General features: G+C 62.3%; 11 protein-coding genes. 5 read left to right on the top strand and 6 right to left on the bottom strand.

Going from position 1 to position 17,290, the window contains the following annotated elements; all coding sequences use genetic code 11:
* Positions 1–20: 20 nt before the first annotated feature.
* The 4 genes from ligA to AB7M32_RS13675 all read right to left on the bottom strand — a co-directional run bounded on the left by ligA (position 21) and on the right by AB7M32_RS13675 (position 7,825).
* Positions 21–2,384 (bottom strand): NAD-dependent DNA ligase LigA, encoded by a 2,364-nt coding sequence (gene ligA / locus AB7M32_RS13690; RefSeq protein ID WP_454250205.1) that lies wholly within the window; start codon positions 2,382–2,384, stop codon positions 21–23.
* A gap of 187 nt (positions 2,385–2,571) precedes the next feature.
* Positions 2,572–3,417 (bottom strand): cell division protein ZipA, encoded by an 846-nt coding sequence (zipA, locus tag AB7M32_RS13685; protein ID WP_092166671.1) that lies wholly within the window; start codon positions 3,415–3,417, stop codon positions 2,572–2,574.
* A 258-nt stretch (positions 3,418–3,675) separates the two neighbouring features.
* Positions 3,676–7,164 (bottom strand): chromosome segregation protein SMC, encoded by a 3,489-nt coding sequence (smc, locus tag AB7M32_RS13680; protein ID WP_454250204.1) that lies wholly within the window; start codon positions 7,162–7,164, stop codon positions 3,676–3,678.
* Between the two features lies 1 nt (position 7,165).
* Complete coding sequence (locus AB7M32_RS13675) at positions 7,166–7,825, bottom strand: GntR family transcriptional regulator (protein ID WP_454250203.1); 660 nt, start codon at positions 7,823–7,825, stop codon at positions 7,166–7,168.
* Positions 7,826–8,221: 396 nt separating this feature from the next.
* On the opposite strand from AB7M32_RS13675, the gene xdhA reads away from it, so the two are divergent.
* From xdhA to guaD, 4 genes are all read left to right on the top strand, one after another.
* Complete coding sequence (xdhA, locus tag AB7M32_RS13670) at positions 8,222–9,676, top strand: xanthine dehydrogenase small subunit (RefSeq protein ID WP_454250202.1); 1,455 nt, start codon at positions 8,222–8,224, stop codon at positions 9,674–9,676.
* A complete protein-coding gene (gene xdhB / locus AB7M32_RS13665) occupies positions 9,669–12,068 on the top strand; it encodes a xanthine dehydrogenase molybdopterin binding subunit (protein WP_454250201.1) in 2,400 nt (799 codons plus the stop codon). The genes xdhA and xdhB overlap by 8 nt, the downstream gene beginning before the upstream one ends.
* 123 nt (positions 12,069–12,191) lie before the next feature.
* Positions 12,192–13,034, top strand: coding sequence for a xanthine dehydrogenase accessory protein XdhC (gene xdhC / locus AB7M32_RS13660; protein WP_454250200.1), 843 nt, complete (start codon positions 12,192–12,194; stop codon positions 13,032–13,034).
* Between the two features lie 19 nt (positions 13,035–13,053).
* The gene (gene guaD, locus AB7M32_RS13655) at positions 13,054–14,358 is read left to right on the top strand and encodes a guanine deaminase (RefSeq protein WP_454250199.1); all 1,305 of its coding nucleotides are present in this window, start codon (positions 13,054–13,056) and stop codon (positions 14,356–14,358) included.
* Positions 14,359–14,481: 123 nt separating this feature from the next.
* Here the strand turns inward: guaD and AB7M32_RS13650 are convergent, their stop codons facing one another.
* A complete protein-coding gene (locus tag AB7M32_RS13650; RefSeq protein ID WP_003183531.1) occupies positions 14,482–15,246 on the bottom strand; it encodes a GntR family transcriptional regulator in 765 nt (254 codons plus the stop codon).
* A 326-nt stretch (positions 15,247–15,572) separates the two neighbouring features.
* On the opposite strand from AB7M32_RS13650, the gene AB7M32_RS13645 reads away from it, so the two are divergent.
* Complete coding sequence (locus AB7M32_RS13645; RefSeq protein WP_454250198.1) at positions 15,573–16,763, top strand: benzoate/H(+) symporter BenE family transporter; 1,191 nt, start codon at positions 15,573–15,575, stop codon at positions 16,761–16,763.
* Between the two features lie 156 nt (positions 16,764–16,919).
* Here the strand turns inward: AB7M32_RS13645 and AB7M32_RS13640 are convergent, their stop codons facing one another.
* Positions 16,920–17,204: a 50S ribosome-binding protein YggL gene (locus AB7M32_RS13640; protein WP_454252136.1), complete on the bottom strand. Its 285-nt coding sequence runs from the start codon at positions 17,202–17,204 to the stop codon at positions 16,920–16,922.
* Between the last annotated feature and the right edge of the window lie 86 nt (positions 17,205–17,290).

Here is a 17,290-nt window from a genome sequence, read left to right as displayed (position 1 = left end):
CCTCGCCACAGAGGATGCCCTCACGATTGAACCGTGATGCCATGCTGACTCAAAAAAGCCACGAACGCCGCTTCGTCGAGCACCTTGAGTCCCAGCTCATTGGCCTTGGTCAACTTCGAACCCGCCCCCGGCCCGGCCACCACGCAATGGGTTTTCGCCGACACGGAACCGGCGACCTTGGCCCCCAGGCTCTCCAGCTTGTCCTTGGCGACGTCACGACTCATCAGCTCCAGCGAACCGGTCAGCACCCAGGTGTGCCCGGCCTCGGGCAAGCCTTCGACGACTTTCTTCTCGCTTTGCCAGTGCATACCGAAGTCGCGCAACTGCTGTTGCGCCGCTTCGGCCTGCTGACGGTTGGCGGCGATGGCGAAGAACTCGCGTACAGAGTTGGCCTGCTTTTCCGGCAGCGCCTGGCGCATGTCCAGCCAATCGGCGTCCATCACCCCTTCGAGCGAGCCGAACTTGTCCGCCAGTTTCTGCGCCCCGCCCGGCCCCACCGAAGGAATGTGCAGCTTGTCGAGAAAGCCACCCAGGGTGGTGCTGGCGGAGAACTCGGCGCCCAACTCGCCCTGGTCCTGGATCTCGAGGCCATGGCGCAGCAGGTCCTTGATCACCTGGCGGTTGTGCGGGTCTTCAAAGAAGCTGTGAATCTCGTGAGCCACTTCCAGACCGACGTCCGGCAAGTACGTGAGCACTTGAGGCAAGGCCGCCTGCACACGCTCCAGCGAACCGAGGGAGCGCGCCAGGACCTTGGCGGTCTCTTCGCCCACGTCCGGAATACCGAGGGCGTAGATAAACCGCGCCAGGCTTGGTTTTTTGCTGTCGACGATGGCGGCCAGCAGGTTCTTGCTCGACAGTTCGGCAAAGCCTTCCAGATCGACTACCTGTTCGAAGGTCAAGGCATACAGATCGGCAGGCGAACCCACCAGCCCCTCATCCACCAGTTGCTCGACGCTCTTCTCGCCCAGGCCCTCGATATCCATGGCCCGACGCGAGACGAAGTGGATGATCGCCTGCTTGAGTTGCGCGCCACAGGCCAGGCGACCGACGCAGCGGTACACCGCGCCTTCGCTGACGGTTTCGCGGCCCTTGCTGCGCTTGATCAATTGCGTGCGCTCGACATGGGAGCCGCAGACGGGACATTGCTGGGGCACCTCCACCGGGCGGGCGTTTTCCGGACGGCGCTCGGTGACGACCTGCACCACCTGCGGGATCACATCCCCGGCGCGGCGGATGATCACGGTGTCGCCGATCATCACGCCCAGGCGCGCCACTTCGTCCATGTTGTGCAGGGTGGCGTTGGCCACGGTCACGCCGGCGACTTTCACCGGCTTGAGGCGGGCCACCGGAGTCACCGCCCCCGTGCGGCCGACCTGGAACTCGACGTCCAGCAACTCGGTGAGTTCTTCAGTGGCGGGAAACTTATGGGCGATGGCCCAACGCGGTTCCCGGGCGCGGAAACCGAGTTCGCGCTGGGAAGCGATGCTGTTGACCTTGAACACCACGCCGTCGATCTCGTAGGGCAACGCGTTGCGCCGCTCGCCGATGTCACGGTAGTAATCCAGGCATTCATCGATACCGTGGGCCAGCTTCAACTCACGGCTGATGGGCATGCCCCAGGCCTTGAGTTGCTTGAGGTTGCCGATGTGGGTGTCGGCGATGTCCGACGTCACCTGGCCGATGCCGTAGCAACAGAACTCAAGGGGACGGTTGGCTGTGATCCTGGAGTCGAGCTGACGCAGGCTGCCGGCCGCCGCGTTGCGCGGGTTGGCAAACGTCTTGCCGCCCGCCTCCAACTGCGTGGCGTTGAGACGCTCGAAGCCGGCCTTGGACATGTACACCTCGCCGCGCACTTCCAGCAGCGGTGGCCAGCCAGTGCCCTGCAACTTGAGGGGAATGTTGCGCACGGTGCGCACATTGACGCTGATGTCCTCGCCCGTGGTGCCGTCACCGCGCGTGGCGCCGCGCACCAGCATGCCGTCCTGGTACAACAGGCTGACCGCCAGGCCATCAAGCTTCGGCTCGCAGCTGTACTCCACCGCCGCGCCACCGCCCAGCAAGTCGCCCATGGGCAGGTCGAGACCTTCCGTCACCCGCCGGTCGAATTCACGCATGGTGGTTTCGTCGAAGGCATTGCCCAGGCTGAGCATCGGGATCTCGTGGCGCACCTGGCTGAACGCCGACAGCGCCACGCTGCCGACCCGTTGGGTCGGGGAGTCGCTGGTGACCAGTTCCGGATGCTGCTCTTCCAGGGCCTTGAGCTCGTGGAACAGGCGGTCGTACTCGGCATCGGGAATGCTTGGCTCATCGAGGACGTGGTAGCGGTAGTTGTGCTGATCCAGCTCGGTACGCAGCTTTTGGATGCGGGTTTCAACGGCGTTCATGGATGTTCTCTCATAAAGCAAAAGAGCAGCCTGGGCTGCTCATTCTCAATACTTTGATCGCGTGTAGGAGCTGTAGGAGCTGACGAGTGCAACGAGGCTGCGATCTTTCCCCTGACACTTGAATCTCAAGCGAAAGATCAAAAGATCGCAGCCTTCGGCAGCTCCTACAGGCCAGCGATCCTTGGCCTCAGCGCTTCTGGGTCAGCGCCCGACGCTCGAATTCGACGATGCGCTGGCGGTAGTGCTCGATGGTCTGGGCGGTCAGCACACTGCGCTGGTCATCCTTCAGTTCACCATTGAGTTCCTGGGACAGCTTGCGAGCCGCGGCCACCATCACGTCGAAGGCCTGCTTGGGATGACGCGGGCCCGGCAGGCCGAGGAAGAAACTCACCGCCGGCGTGCTGAAATGATCGATGTCGTCGAGGTCGAACACACCGGGCTTGACCGCGTTGGCCATGGAGAACAGCACCTCGCCGTTACCGGCCATGCTTTCGTGGCGATGGAAAATGTCCATCTCGCCGAAACGCAGGCCGCTTTCGAGGATGTTCTGCAACAACGCCGGGCCCTTGAAGCCGGCCGGGTCGCGGCAGATCACGCTGATCACCAGCACTTCTTCAGCCTGGGCCTGGTCCTTGTCGGCGCTCGGGGTCTTGGTTTCGTCCGGGAAGTCGCCGTCGCGACTGCTGAAGCTCGGCCCACCATCCAGGTCGAGGTTCAGGTTCAAATCACCCTGGGACGGCTCGCTGTTGCGCTTGCCGCGCTTGGAGCCCGACTCCCGTGGCTCACGGACAGGTGCGCTCATCGACGGCAAGTCGTGTTCGTCCAGTTGCGGTTCCTTGTGGGTATCCAGCACCCGCGGCGGGCCCAGCAGTTCGGCGCTGTCATCCTCATCAGGCAGGTTCGACAGGCTGCGATCCAGGCGAAACTTCAGTTTCCCCTTGCCGCCGCGCATGCGACGCCAGCCGTCGAAAAGAATACCGGCAATGACAATGATGCCGATGACGATCAGCCACTCGCGCAGACCGATTTCCATGTAATCCCGTGCCTCTATAAAAATGCTGAAAAATAAGGGGCTTAGCTATTTGCAAACCGCTTTAAAACGTGGCGCCAACTCTATGTTCTGAATGGCGTTTTGCCCACGCATACGAAAAATTGACATTAAACTAGCACGACCAAAGATAACTTTACACCGTCTGTCGCATAGGCTTGTGCCCAATCTGTGAATTGAACATCAACCCCCCGGGTAAAAAATACCTACAACGGTCGAAGTAGAAGCCCTACAACCGGTTGTTCAGGCATCCACCATGGCCATGGCCTCCTCCACATCCACCGCCACCAGTCGCGAACAGCCAGGCTCATGCATGGTCACCCCCATCAACTGATCGGCCATTTCCATGGCGATCTTGTTGTGGGTGATGTAGATGAACTGCACCGTTTCAGACATCTCCTTCACCAGCCGTGCGTAACGGCCTACGTTGGCGTCGTCCAGTGGCGCGTCGACCTCGTCGAGCATGCAGAACGGCGCCGGGTTCAATTTGAAGATGGCAAAGACCAGGGCCAGCGCGGTCAGCGCCTTTTCGCCACCGGAGAGCAAATGGATGGTGCTGTTCTTCTTGCCAGGAGGACGCGCCATGATTGTCACCCCTGTATCGAGTAAATCTTCGCCCGTCAGTTCCAAGTAGGCACTGCCGCCACCGAAAACTTTTGGAAAAAGTGCCTGCAAACCGCCGTTGATCTGATCAAAGGTATCCTTGAAGCGGTTGCGGGTTTCCTTGTCGATCTTGCGAATGACGTTTTCCAGGGTCTCCAACGCTTCCACCAGATCATCGTTCTGGGCGTCCAGGTAGCGCTTGCGCTCGGACTGCTGCTGGTACTCGTCGATGGCCGCCAGGTTGATTGCCCCCAGGCGCTGGATACGCTGGGCAATGCGCTCCAGCTCTTCCTCGGCGTCTTTCTCGTTCGCCCCGGCCACCAGGGTGGCGAGCACACCGTCGAGGTCGTAGCCGTCTTCCAGCAATTGGTCCTGCAAGGCTTTGCGCCGCACCGTCAGGGCTTGCCACTCCATGCGCTGCTGTTCCATCTGGCCGCGAATCAGTTGCGATTGCTGTTCGGCCTGGCTGCGGCGCTTCTCGGCATCGCGCAGTTCGCGGTCGGCGTCCTCCAAGGCGATCTGCGCCGTCTTGAGCTCTTCGTCGACGCTCATGCGCTTGTCGAGCAACTCTTCGAGCTTGAGGCGCAGCTCTTCCAAAGGTGCCTCGCCCTCCTCCAGATTGAGGCTCAACTGCTCGCGCTTCTCGGTCAGGCGTTCGGATTGCATTTCCAGCCGTTCCAAGGCCTGGCGCGTGGAATCGTATTGAGCCTTGAGCGAGCCCAGGCGCACCGCCAACTGATGGGCGTGGTCCTTGTGCTGGCGTGCTTCCTGACGCACCCGATCCAGGCGCTCACGCAAGCTGTCACGCTGGGCCAGCAGCAGCTCACGCTGTTCAGTGTCCAGCGCCATGGCATCGAGGGCTTCCTGCAATTGCAAGCGCGCCTCACCGATCTGTTCGTGCTCCAAGGCCCGCTGCTCGCCCAACTCGGCGATCTCTTCTTCCAGGCGGGTGCGGCGCAGCGCCAGTTGTTCGAGCTTGGCCTTACCGGCCGATAACTGCGCCTTGAGCTCGCCCTGCTGGCGCGCTTCATCCTGCAACAGCCGCCGTAGGTGTTCGCGACCGTTTTCCTGTTGACGCTGTTGCGCCCGCAGGTTTTGCAATTCGGTTTCCAGGGCTTCAACGCTGGCTTCGCGCTCTTCCCGTTCGGCGCCCAGGCGCTGGATTTCCTGGCCACGGGCAAGCATGCCGCTCTCGGCTTCGCTGGCCCGGCGCACCCGCAGGAAATGCCGGCCGACCCAATACCCGTCACGACTGATCAGGCTTTCGCCGGCCGCCAATTGCCCGCGCAGGGCCAAGGCCTGTTCAAGGCTGTCCACCGGCTTGACCTGCCCCAGCCAGGGCGACAGGTCAACCTGGGCCTCGACTTTATCCAGCAAGCTGCCGGGCACGCGTACACCGTCGCCGGCCGGGCTAAGCAGGCGCAGATCGCCCTGGGTGAAGCCCGACAGGTCGAAGCCGCCGAAGTCATCCACCAGCACCGCTTGCAGGTCGGCACCCAGCACGGTTTCCACCGCCAGCTCCCAACCGGCATCGACCTTCAGCCCCTCGGCCAGCCGCGGACGCTCGGCCAGATGCTGGTCGCGCAGCCATTCGGCGGTGCCGGTGCCCGGGTCCAGCGCCGCTTGCTGCAAGGCCTCCAGCGAAGCCAGGCGCCCATTGAGCCGCTGCAGCTCACCCTGGCCCTGCTGCTGGTTCTGCAAGGCCAATTGCAAGGCCTGGCGCAGTTGTTCAAGGCGTTCGACCTGGGCGTCTTCGCTGGCCTGCAGGTCTTCGAGGGTGGCTTCGCTGGTCGCCAGTTGTTCGCTCAGTTCCAGGATCGCTGCGTCTTCCGGGTCCGCCGCGAGCAAGGCGCGCTCTTCGGACAGGCGGCGCTGACGTTCGGCCAGGCGCTCCATACTGGTTTCCAGCTGCTGGATGCGCGACTGCTGGACTTCAGCCTGGCGCCGCGGCTCGGCCGAGGCCAGGTTGAAACTGTCCCACTGCTCTTGCCAGCCATGCATGGTCAGTTCGGCTTCTTCCAGGGCCGCGGCGGCCTCTTCGGCGGCGGCACTGGTGATTTCCTGCTCCGGCGTGAGCCTGTCCAGCTCTTCGCCGAGGGTCAGCAGCAGTGTGCGGTCGTGGCCCAGGTGCGATTCGGTTTCCAGGCGCGCCCGCTCGGCTTCCTTCAAATCATCCTGCAACTGCCGCAGCCGTTGCTGCCCATGCTGGATGCTCTGCTCGACCCGGGCGATGTCGCCCCCCACGGAATAGAAGCGTCCTTGCACCAGATTGAAGCGCTCGGACAGGTCATGATGGCCGTCGCGCAGGCGCTCGATGGCGGCGTCCGCATTACGCTGCTCGGCCACCAGGGCTTCGAAGCTGACTTCCTGGTTACCGATGATCGCTTCACGCTGGCCGACCTGCTCGTTCAACGCCTGCCAGCGCAGGGCCGAAAGCTGGGCCTTGAGCTGGCGCTCCTCGCCCTTGTATTCCTGGTACTTCTTCGCGGCCTCGGCCTGGCGGTGCAGACGTTCGAGCTGACGCTCGAGCTCTTCGCGCAGGTCGGTCAGGCGCGCCAGGTTTTCATGGGTGCGCCGAATGCGGTTTTCGGTCTCGCGCCGCCGCTCCTTGTATTTGGAGATCCCCGCAGCCTCTTCGATGAAGTTGCGCAGGTCCTCAGGCTTGGCTTCGATCAGCTTGGAGATCATGCCCTGTTCGATGATCGAGTAGCTGCGCGGGCCCAGGCCGGTGCCGAGGAAAATATCGGTGATGTCGCGACGCCGGCACTTGGCGCCGTTGAGGAAATAACTGTTCTGGCTGTCGCGGGTCACTTTGCGCCGAATGGAAATCTCCGCATAAGCCGCATATTCGCCAACCAGGGTGCCGTCAGAGTTGTCGAACACCAGCTCGATGCTCGCCTGGCTAACCGGTTTGCGACTGGTGGAGCCGTTGAAGATGACGTCGGTCATCGACTCGCCGCGCAGGTTCTTGGCCGAGCTCTCGCCCATCACCCAGCGCACGGCGTCGATGATGTTCGACTTGCCGCAACCGTTGGGTCCGACCACCGCCGCCATGTTACTGGGGAAGTTCACCGTGGTCGGGTCGACGAAGGACTTGAACCCCGCCAACTTGATGCACTTGAGCCGCACGTCAGGCCGCCGTCAGGGCAGCAACCACCAGATCGCAACTGCGCTGGGCGTAGGCCGTGAGCACAATGCGGATCTGCGGCAGATCACGGGCCAGCACGGCGGCGAGCAGGCGCTGGAACAGGTCGAGGAATTCGCTCATTTCCGCCTTGCGCTGTTCCAGGGCCAGGAAATAGGCACGGCTCATGGCCGGTTGCAGGTTCTCGACGGTTTCCTGCAAGTACGGGTTGTTGGCAAAGGGATAGGCCGCGCGCATCACACTGAAGCTTTCATCGACGAAGGTGCGGATGTCCTGGCGCGCGTAGGCGTCCTGGAGGCGCTGCTGGATCGCCACGAACGGCGCCATGTCGGCCTGTTCTTTCCAGCCATGGGCTACGGCGTTGCCCAGCAGAATGTACAGCTCGCTCATCAGCGCGCAGAGGCTACGCACCTTGTGCTCGGTGAGTTCGGTGACATGGGCGCCACGGCGCGGCAGGATCGCGATCAAATGGCGTCGTTCCAGGATCAGCAAGGCCTCGCGGACCGAGCCGCGGCTGACATTGAGCGCCAGCGTGACCTTCTGTTCCTGGATGCGCTCTCCCGGCTTCATTTCGCCGCGAATGATGCGTTCGGCGAGATGATGGGCGATTTGCTCGGCGAGGCTGTCCGGGGCCTTGAACGTCATGGTTGTCCTTCAAACTCTTCGATTTGCACAAGCGGCGCAGTGTAGCGCACTCGATACGTCATGGCGCAGGGCCTGCAGCGGGTTTTTGGCACGATATAAGCAATTTTTTTCAGTGCTGCGCCCCCTGTGGGAGCGGGCTTGCTCGCGAAGAGGCCAGCCCATCCGCAAGAAATCTACCGGCAGAAACACCGTCTTCGCGGGCAAGCCCGCTCCCACAGGTATTTGCGCTTAACTGATAGACATAGGACATCCCTCGAGGATCAATACCCGAAACCGTTGTTCATCGACAAAACAACTTTTCCTGACCTTTAAGTCAGAAAATCATTGACCGAAAAGTCAGACCTGATAAATTCAGGCCCATGTCGATACAACAATAATGAGTCTGCGAGGCCTTCCGTGATCCAGTTTTTACTCAACCAGGAACTCCGTAGCGAGCACGCCCTGGACCCGAACCTGACCGTGCTCAACTATTTGCGCGAACACGTTGGCAAACCGGGCACCAAAGAAGGCTGCGCCAGCGGCGACTGTGGTGCGTGCACTGTGGTGGTGGGCGAATTGGAAACGGACGCGAATGGCCGCGAACGCATTCGCTACCGCAGCCTCAATTCGTGCCTGACCTTCGTCTCGTCCCTGCACGGCAAGCAACTGATCAGCGTCGAAGACCTCAAGCACCAGGGCCAACTGCACAGCGTCCAGCAGGCGATGGTCGATTGCCACGGTTCGCAGTGCGGCTTCTGCACACCGGGCTTCGTCATGTCGCTGTTCGCCCTGCAAAAAAACAGCGAGCAGCCCGACGCCCACAAAGCCCACGAAGCCCTGGCCGGCAACCTGTGCCGTTGCACCGGCTATCGGCCGATCCTGGCGGCCGCCGAGCAGGCCTGCTGCGGCAAGCAACCGGACCAGTTCGACGCCCGCGAGGCCGAGACCATCGCTCGCCTCAAAGCCATCGCACCGACCGAGACCGGCGAGCTCAATAGCGGCGACAAACGCTGCCTGGTGCCGCTGACCGTGGCCGACCTGGCCGATCTCTACGACGCCTATCCCCAGGCGCGTCTGCTGGCCGGCGGCACGGACCTGGCCCTGGAAGTCACGCAATTTCACCGCACCCTGCCGGTGATGATCTACGTGGGCAACGTCGCCGAACTCAAGCGCATCGAGCGTTTCGACGATTGCCTGGAGATCGGTGCCGCCACCGCCCTCTCCGATTGCTACGAAGCCCTGAAAGCCGAATACCCGGACTTTGGCGACCTGCTGCAACGCTTCGCCTCGCTGCAGATCCGCAACCAGGGCACCCTCGGCGGCAACATCGGCAACGCCTCGCCGATTGGCGACTCGCCGCCCCTGCTGATCGCCCTCGGCGCGCAAATCGTGCTGTGCAAGGGCCAGACCCGGCGCACCCTGGCCCTGGAAGACTATTTCATCGACTACCGGGTCACTGCGCGCCACGAAAGCGAATTCATCGAGAAGGTCATCGTGCCCCGGGCCAGTGCCGAACAGGCGTTCCGCGCCTACAAGGTGTCCAAACGCCTGGACGATGATATTTCCGCGGTGTGCGCGGCGTTCAACCTGCGCATCGACAACGGCGTGGTCAGCGACGCCCGCGTCGCCTTCGGCGGCATGGCCGCCACTCCCAAGCGCGCCAAGCATTGTGAAGCGGCATTGATCGGTGCGCCGTGGACCGACAGCACCGTCGAGCGCGCCTGCGCCGCCCTGGCCGAGGACTTCACGCCATTGTCGGACTTCCGCGCCAGCAAGGAATACCGCCTGCTCAGCGCCCGCAACCTGTTGCGCAAGTACTTCATCGAACTGCAAACGCCGCACATCGAGACTCGGGTGACCGCTTATGTCTAACCATCACGCCGTAGAAAAGACCCAGGCCGAATTGGCCGAGCTGTTCGCCCGTGACCTGACCTCTGGCGTGGGCCGCAGCGTCAAGCATGACAGCGCCGCCAAGCATGTGTCCGGCGAAGCGCAGTACATCGATGACCGCCTGGAATTCCCGAACCAGTTGCACGTCTACGCCCGGCTATCGGACCGCGCCCACGCCCGGATCATCCGCATCGATACCGCGCCCTGCTACGCCTTCGAAGGCGTGCGCATCGCCATTACCCATGCCGACATTCCGGGGCTGAAGGACATCGGCCCGCTGCTGCCCGGCGACCCGCTGCTGGCCATCGATGACGTGCAGTTCGTCGGCCAACCGGTGCTGGCCGTCGCCGCCAAAGACCTGGAAACCGCCCGCAAGGCGGCGATGGCCGCCATCGTCGAATACGAAGACCTGGAACCGGTGCTGGATGTGGTCGAAGCCCTGCGCAAGCGGCATTTCGTGCTCGACAGCCACACCCATCAGCGCGGCGATTCGGCCACGGCACTGGCGAGCGCCGAACATCGCATCCAGGGCTCGCTGCACATCGGCGGCCAGGAGCATTTTTACCTGGAGACCCAGATTTCCTCGGTGATGCCCACCGAGGACGGCGGCATGATCGTCTACTGCTCGACCCAGAACCCCACCGAAGTGCAGAAGCTGGTGGCCGAAGTGCTGGGCGTGTCGATGAATAAAGTCGTGGTGGACATGCGTCGCATGGGCGGCGGCTTTGGCGGCAAGGAAACCCAGGCCGCCAGCCCGGCGTGCCTGTGCGCGGTCATCGCCCACCTCACGGGGCAGCCGACCAAGATGCGCCTGCCCCGGGTCGAAGACATGCTGATGACCGGCAAGCGCCACCCCTTCTACATCGAGTACGACGTAGGCTTCGACAGCCGCGGGCGCTTGCACGGCATCGCCCTGGAACTGGCCGGCAACTGCGGTTGCTCGCCGGACCTATCGGCCTCCATCGTCGACCGGGCGATGTTTCATGCCGATAACGCCTACTACCTGGGCGATGCCACCATCAACGGCCACCGCTGCAAGACCAACACCGCGTCGAACACCGCCTACCGTGGTTTCGGCGGCCCCCAAGGCATGGTCGCCATCGAAGAGGTGATGGATGCCATCGCCCGGCACCTGGGCCTGGATCCGCTGGCGGTGCGCAAGGCCAACTATTACGGCAAGACCGAACGCAACGTCACCCACTACTACCAGACCGTCGAGCACAACATGCTCGAGGAAATGACCGCCGAGCTTGAAGAAAGCAGCCAATACGCCGAGCGCCGTGAAGCGATCCGCCGCTACAACGCCAACAGCCCGATCCTGAAAAAAGGCCTGGCGCTGACCCCGGTGAAATTCGGCATTTCGTTCACCGCCAGCTTCCTCAACCAGGCCGGCGCGCTGATCCACGTCTATACCGACGGCAGCATCCACCTCAACCATGGCGGCACCGAAATGGGCCAGGGCCTGAACACCAAGGTCGCCCAAGTGGTGGCCGAGGTGTTCCAGGTGGAAATGGACCGCGTGCAGATCACCGCGACCAACACCGACAAAGTGCCGAACACCTCGCCCACCGCCGCCTCCAGCGGCGCTGACCTGAACGGCAAGGCGGCGCAGAACGCCGCCGAAACCATCAAGCGACGCCTGGTGGAATTCGCGGCGCGGCAATACAAGGTCAGCGAAGAAGATGTGGTGTTCCATAACGGCCATGTGCGCGTACGTGATCACATCCTCAGCTTCGAGACGCTGGTGCAGCAGGCGTATTTCGCCCAGGTCTCGCTGTCGAGCACCGGCTTCTACAAGACCCCGAAAATCTACTACGACCGCAGCCAGGCCCGTGGCCGCCCCTTCTACTACTACGCCTTTGGCGCGGCTTGTGCCGAGGTGATCGTCGACACCCTCACCGGCGAGTACAAGATGCTGCGCACCGACATCCTCCACGACGTCGGCGCCTCGCTGAACCCGGCCATCGACATCGGCCAGGTCGAGGGCGGTTTCATCCAGGGCATGGGCTGGCTCACCATGGAAGAGCTGGTGTGGAACGACAAGGGCAAGCTGATGACCAACGGCCCGGCCAGCTACAAGATCCCCGCCGTGGCCGACATGCCGCTGGACCTGCGGGTCAGGCTGGTGGAAAACCGCAAGAACCCGGAGGACACGGTGTTCCACTCCAAAGCGGTGGGTGAACCGCCGTTCATGCTCGGCATCGCCGCGTGGTGTGCCATCAAGGACGCCGTGGCGAGCTTGGGGGACTATAGGCACCAACCGAACATCGATGCGCCGGCGACACCGGAGCGGGTGTTGTGGGGGTGTGAGCAGATGCGCGGGTTGAAGGCGGTCAAGACGGAGGAAGCTGAAGTCGAAGTGGCTTCGCTCTAGACCGCGGCGCGGCCGATCGCGAGCAAGCTCGCTCCCACAGGGGATTTGTGAACACCGCCCCAATGTGGGAGCGAGCTTGCTCGCGATGAGGCCGGAACAGACAAAAGAGATGTCGAGGTGAATATGTACAACTGGATCAGCGCCCTCGCCGACCTGCAAACCCGCGGCGAACCCTGTGTGCTGGTGACGATCATCGAAGAACTCGGCTCCACCCCGCGCAACGCCGGTTCGAAGATGGTCATCAGCGCCAGCCAGACGTTCGACACCATCGGTGGCGGGCACCTGGAATACAAGGCCATGGAAATCGCCCGGAACATGCTCGCCAGTGGCCAGCAGAATACCCATCTGGAGCGCTTCAGCCTCGGTGCGAGCCTGGGCCAGTGCTGCGGCGGCGTCACCGTGTTGCTGTTCGAACCCATGGGCCAGGTCCAGGCGCAGATCGCCGTATTCGGCGCCGGCCATGTCGGCCGCGCCCTGGTACCACTGCTGGCGAGCCTGCCCTGCAAGGTGCGCTGGATCGATTCGCGGGAAGCGGAATTCCCCGAACACTTGCCCCACGGCGTACGCAAGATCGTCACCGAAGAACCACGGGATGAAGTCGACGAATTGCCCGCAGGCAGCTACTGCATCGTCATGACCCACAACCACCAGCTCGACCTGGAACTGAGCGCCGCGATCCTCAAGCGCAACGACTTTGCCTATTTCGGCCTGATCGGCTCGAAGACCAAACGGGTCAAGTTCGAACATCGCCTGCGCGATCGTGGCTTCGACAGCACCACCTTGCAACGCATGCGTTGCCCGATGGGCATCGGTGAAGTCAAAGGCAAGTTGCCTGTGGAAATCGCCATCTCCATCGCCGGCGAAATCATCGCCACCTATAACGCCGATTTCGGCCAGCACACCGTGCGCGCCGAACCGATTGCCAAGCTGCTGCCGGCCTCGCGCCGCAGCCAGGCGAACCGTTGAACATTCGTTGAGAATTCCCATGCCCCTGACACGCAAAGCCTACCGCGCCGCCCTGCTCCACAGCCTCGCCGACCCGGCCGAAGTGGGTATCGAAGCGTCCTATGAATATTTCGAAGACGGTTTGCTGGTGGTGGAGAACGGCCAGATCAGCGCCATCGGCCACGCCCATGACCTGCTGCCGACCCTGGCGGCGGATATCGAAATCGCCCATTACCCGGACGCGCTGATTACGCCAGGTTTGATCGACACCCACATCCACCTGCCGCAAACCGGCATGGTCGGCGCCTATGGCGAGCAACTGTTGGACTGGCTCAACACCTACACCTTCCCCTGCGAAAGCCAGTTCGCCGACAAGGCCCACGCCGAGGCGGTGGCGGATATTTTCGTCAAGGAATTGCTGCGCAACGGCACTACCACCGCGCTGGTGTTCGGCAGCGTGCATCCGCAGTCGGTGAATGCGTTTTTCGAAGTGGCCCAGAAGCTCGACCTGCGGATGATCGCCGGCAAGGTGATGATGGACCGCAACGCCCCGGACTATCTGACCGACACCGCCGAATCCAGTTACACCGAGAGCAAGGCGCTGATCGAGCGCTGGCACGGCAAGGGCCGGCTGCACTACGCCGTGACCCCACGCTTCGCGCCCACCAGCACCCCGGAACAACTGGCCCTGGCCGGTCAGTTGCTGGGGGAATACCCCGACTTGTACATGCAGACCCACATCAGTGAGAACCTGCAGGAGGTGCAGTGGGTCAAGGAACTGTTCCCGGAGCGCAAGGGTTACCTGGACGTCTACGATCACTACCAGTTGCTCGGCGAGCGCTCGGTGTTCGCCCACGGCGTGCACCTGTGCGACGACGAATGCGCGCGCCTGGCCGAGACCGGTTCGGCCATCGCCTTCTGCCCCACCTCGAATTTTTTCCTCGGCAGCGGCCTGTTCAACCTGCCGATGGCCGAGAAGCATAAGGTGAACGTAGGGTTGGGCACGGACGTCGGTGGCGGCACCAGTTTTTCACTGCTGCACACCCTGAACGAAGCCTACAAGGTGATGCAGTTGCAGGGCGCGCGGCTGAGCCCGTTCAAGTCGCTGTACCTGGCCACCCTCGGCGGCGCCCGGGCCCTGCGCCTGGAAGACAGGATCGGCACGTTGCAGCCGGGGACGGACGCGGACTTCCTGGTTTTGGACTACAACGCCACACCGCTGCTGAGCTATCGCCTCAAGCAGGCCAAGGACATTGCCGAGCGGTTGTTCGTGTTGATGACGCTGGGGGATGACCGGACGGTGGCGCAGACTTATGCGGCCGGTAAATTGGTGCATCAGCGCTAGATTTTTATTGCCTGTTGAATCGCCATCGCGAGCAAGCTCGCTCCCACAAGGGTTATGTGAACAACACAAATCCACTGTGGGAGCGAGCTTGCTCGCGATTGACGGTATGACTGATTCACCCCATCAAAGCTTGGCGGTCGAGCGCCCCGGTTTCTTGCTCTGCAACAAATGCGAGAACACCGCGTGCAAATCATCCGACGCGCTTTCTTCGTCGAGGTTGAGTTTGCTGTCGATGTGGTCCATGTGATGCATCATCAGGTCCACCGCCAACGTCGCATCGCGCGCCTCGATGGCGTCGATCAACTGGGTGTGTTCGTCGTAGGAACAGTGGGAGCGGTTGCCGCTTTCGTACTGGGCGATGATCAGCGACGTCTGGGACACGAGACTGCGCTGGAAACTGATCAGCGGGGCGTTCTTCGCCGCTTCGGCCAGCTTGAGGTGGAACTCGCCCGACAAACGGATGCCGGCGCCGCGGTCGCCACGGGAAAAACTGTCGCGCTCATCGCTGACCATCTGCCGCAGCTCAGCCAGTTGTTCGGCCGTGGCATGCTGCACCGCCAGTTCGGTGATCGCCCGCTCCACCAGGCGCCGGGCCATGAACACCTGGCGAGCCTCTTCGACACTGGGGCTCGCCACCACGGCACCGCGATTGGGCCGCAGCAACACCACGCCTTCGTGGGCCAGGCGTGACAACGCCCGGCGGATGATCGTGCGGCTGACCCCGAAAATTTCCCCCAGCGCCTCTTCGCTCAACTTGGTACCGGGCGCCAGGCGTTGTTCGAGGATGGCCTCGAAGATATGCGCATAGACAATATCGTCCTGGGTTCCGCTGCGGCCGGCTTTACCAGCTCGCGGTTGTTTCTTGAGGGGCTGCAACTGTTCGTTCATGGGCACTCGAGTCGGGAGAACTGCGGCGAATTGACCGTGACTGTAATACGGCACAGCGGGTCGCTGGCAAGTATCGCGTAAAAAACAGCTCGATTGTACACAACCTCTAATGGCAACACGACTGTACGGCTGTTTGCGGGCATGGCTGTATTGCAATCGCACACGGGGTTGAGTTTAGGCTTAAACCCACCATTCTGTGACATCTGTGGGAGCAAGGCTTGCCCGCGATAGAGCTGACGCGTTATGCCTTGGAATCGAGGCGTTCTCATCGCGGGCAAGCCTTGCTCCCACAGACGCATAACCTATAACAAGGAACATCGCCCACCATGACCGAAGTCACGACCACGCCACTTCGTCCATTAGCCGATACCACGCCCTCGGCCATCGTCGCCGGGTTCATCGCCATGATGACCGGCTACACCAGCTCCCTGGTGCTGATGTTCCAGGCCGGGCAAGCGGCCGGGTTGACCAGCGGGCAGATTTCCTCGTGGATCTGGGCGATTTCCATTGGCATGGCCGTGTGCTCCATTGGGCTGTCGCTGCGCTATCGCACGCCGATCACCATCGCCTGGTCAACACCCGGCGCGGCGCTGCTGATCACCAGCCTGGGCGGTGTGAGTTACGGCGAGGCCATCGGTGCCTATATAACCTGCGCAGTCCTGGTGACGATCTGTGGCCTGACCGGCAGTTTCGAGCGCCTGGTCAAGCGCATTCCGGGCTCACTGGCGGCGGCGTTGCTGGCGGGCATCCTGTTCAAGATCGGCAGCGAGATCTTCGTCGCCACCCAACATCGCACCGGCCTGGTGCTGGGGATGTTTTTCACCTACCTGATCGTCAAGCGCCTGTCCCCTCGCTACGCGGTATTGGCAGCGCTGCTGATCGGCACGGCGCTGTCCGGGCTGCTGGGGCTGCTGGACTTCAGCGGCTTCACCCTGGAAGTCGCGACACCGGTGTGGACCACACCGCACTTTTCCCTGGCGGCCACCATCAGCATCGGCATTCCGTTGTTCGTGGTGGCGATGACCTCGCAGAACATGCCCGGCATCGCCGTGCTACGGGCCGACGGCTACAACGTGCCGGCCTCGCCACTGATCACCAGCACCGGCATTGCCTCGCTGCTGCTGGCGCCGTTCGGCTCCCATGGCATCAATCTGGCAGCCATCAGCGCGGCCATCTGCACCGGCCCCCACGCTCACGAAGATCGCAACAAGCGCTACACGGCGGCGGTCTGGTGCGGGATTTTCTACGGGATTGCCGGGGTGTTCGGCGCGACGCTGGCCGCGTTGTTCGCGGCACTGCCCAAGGAACTGGTGCTGTCCATCGCGGCCTTGGCACTGTTCGGCTCGATCATCAATGGCTTGAGCATCGCCATGAGCGAAGTGAAGGAACGAGAAGCGGCGCTGATCACCTTCATGGTCACGGCGTCGGGGATGACGCTGTTCTCCATCGGTTCGGCGTTCTGGGGGATTGTGGCGGGGGTGTTGACCCTGGTGATTCTGAACTGGCGTAGCGCTTGAAAGCATCGCGAGCAAGCTCGCTCCCACAAAGGGAGCATGAACGCCAGACCTCCTGTGGGAGCGAGCTTGCTCGCGAAGGCGTCCTGAAGGTCACTCAATACCCAACAGGCAGGCACAAAAAAACCGGCACCCATAAGGGCTGCCGGTTTCGGAACATCAAGCGACCGGATTGATCGGCTTTTCCGGATACCAGACGTCCATCAGCGGGCTGACTTCCACGCTGGTCAGCTCAGGACGGGCCTTGAGCCAGGCTTCAACGGCAGCGCGCTGCTCTTCGGTGACCGAGCCACGCTTCTGCAGGCAAACCAGACCGTAGTCGTCGCCGCCGACATAGCCCAGGCCGTTGGCTTCCATGGCTTCTTTCAGGAAAGCGTCGAGGAAAGCGTCAATAGCCTCATCGGCCAGATCTTCTTTGAAATCCAGGTTCAGTTCGAAACCCAGCTCCTTCCTTTGACTATTTAGCGTCGCATGTCATTATCGTCCTAACCGCTCTGTACCGGGCCTTTCACTCTGTTTTGTACGATAAA

The organism is Pseudomonas sp. R151218B TE3479 (assembly GCF_053629195.1).
This window is presented reverse-complemented; position numbering and strand designations above follow the sequence as displayed.

Bases quoted from the DNA above. Each gene is read 5' to 3' on its own strand.
- AB7M32_RS13645 (WP_454250198.1), top strand. From the start codon at position 15,573: ATGACCGAAGTCACGACCACGCCACTTCGTCCATTAGCCGATACCACG.
- AB7M32_RS13675 (WP_454250203.1), bottom strand. From the start codon at position 7,825: ATGACGTTCAAGGCCCCGGACAGCCTCGCCGAGCAAATCGCCCATCAT.
- xdhC (WP_454250200.1), top strand. From the start codon at position 12,192: ATGTACAACTGGATCAGCGCCCTCGCCGACCTGCAAACCCGCGGCGAA.
- xdhB (WP_454250201.1), top strand. From the start codon at position 9,669: ATGTCTAACCATCACGCCGTAGAAAAGACCCAGGCCGAATTGGCCGAG.
- AB7M32_RS13650 (WP_003183531.1), bottom strand. From the start codon at position 15,246: ATGAACGAACAGTTGCAGCCCCTCAAGAAACAACCGCGAGCTGGTAAA.
- ligA (WP_454250205.1), bottom strand. From the start codon at position 2,384: ATGAACGCCGTTGAAACCCGCATCCAAAAGCTGCGTACCGAGCTGGAT.
- zipA (WP_092166671.1), bottom strand. From the start codon at position 3,417: ATGGAAATCGGTCTGCGCGAGTGGCTGATCGTCATCGGCATCATTGTC.
- guaD (WP_454250199.1), top strand. From the start codon at position 13,054: ATGCCCCTGACACGCAAAGCCTACCGCGCCGCCCTGCTCCACAGCCTC.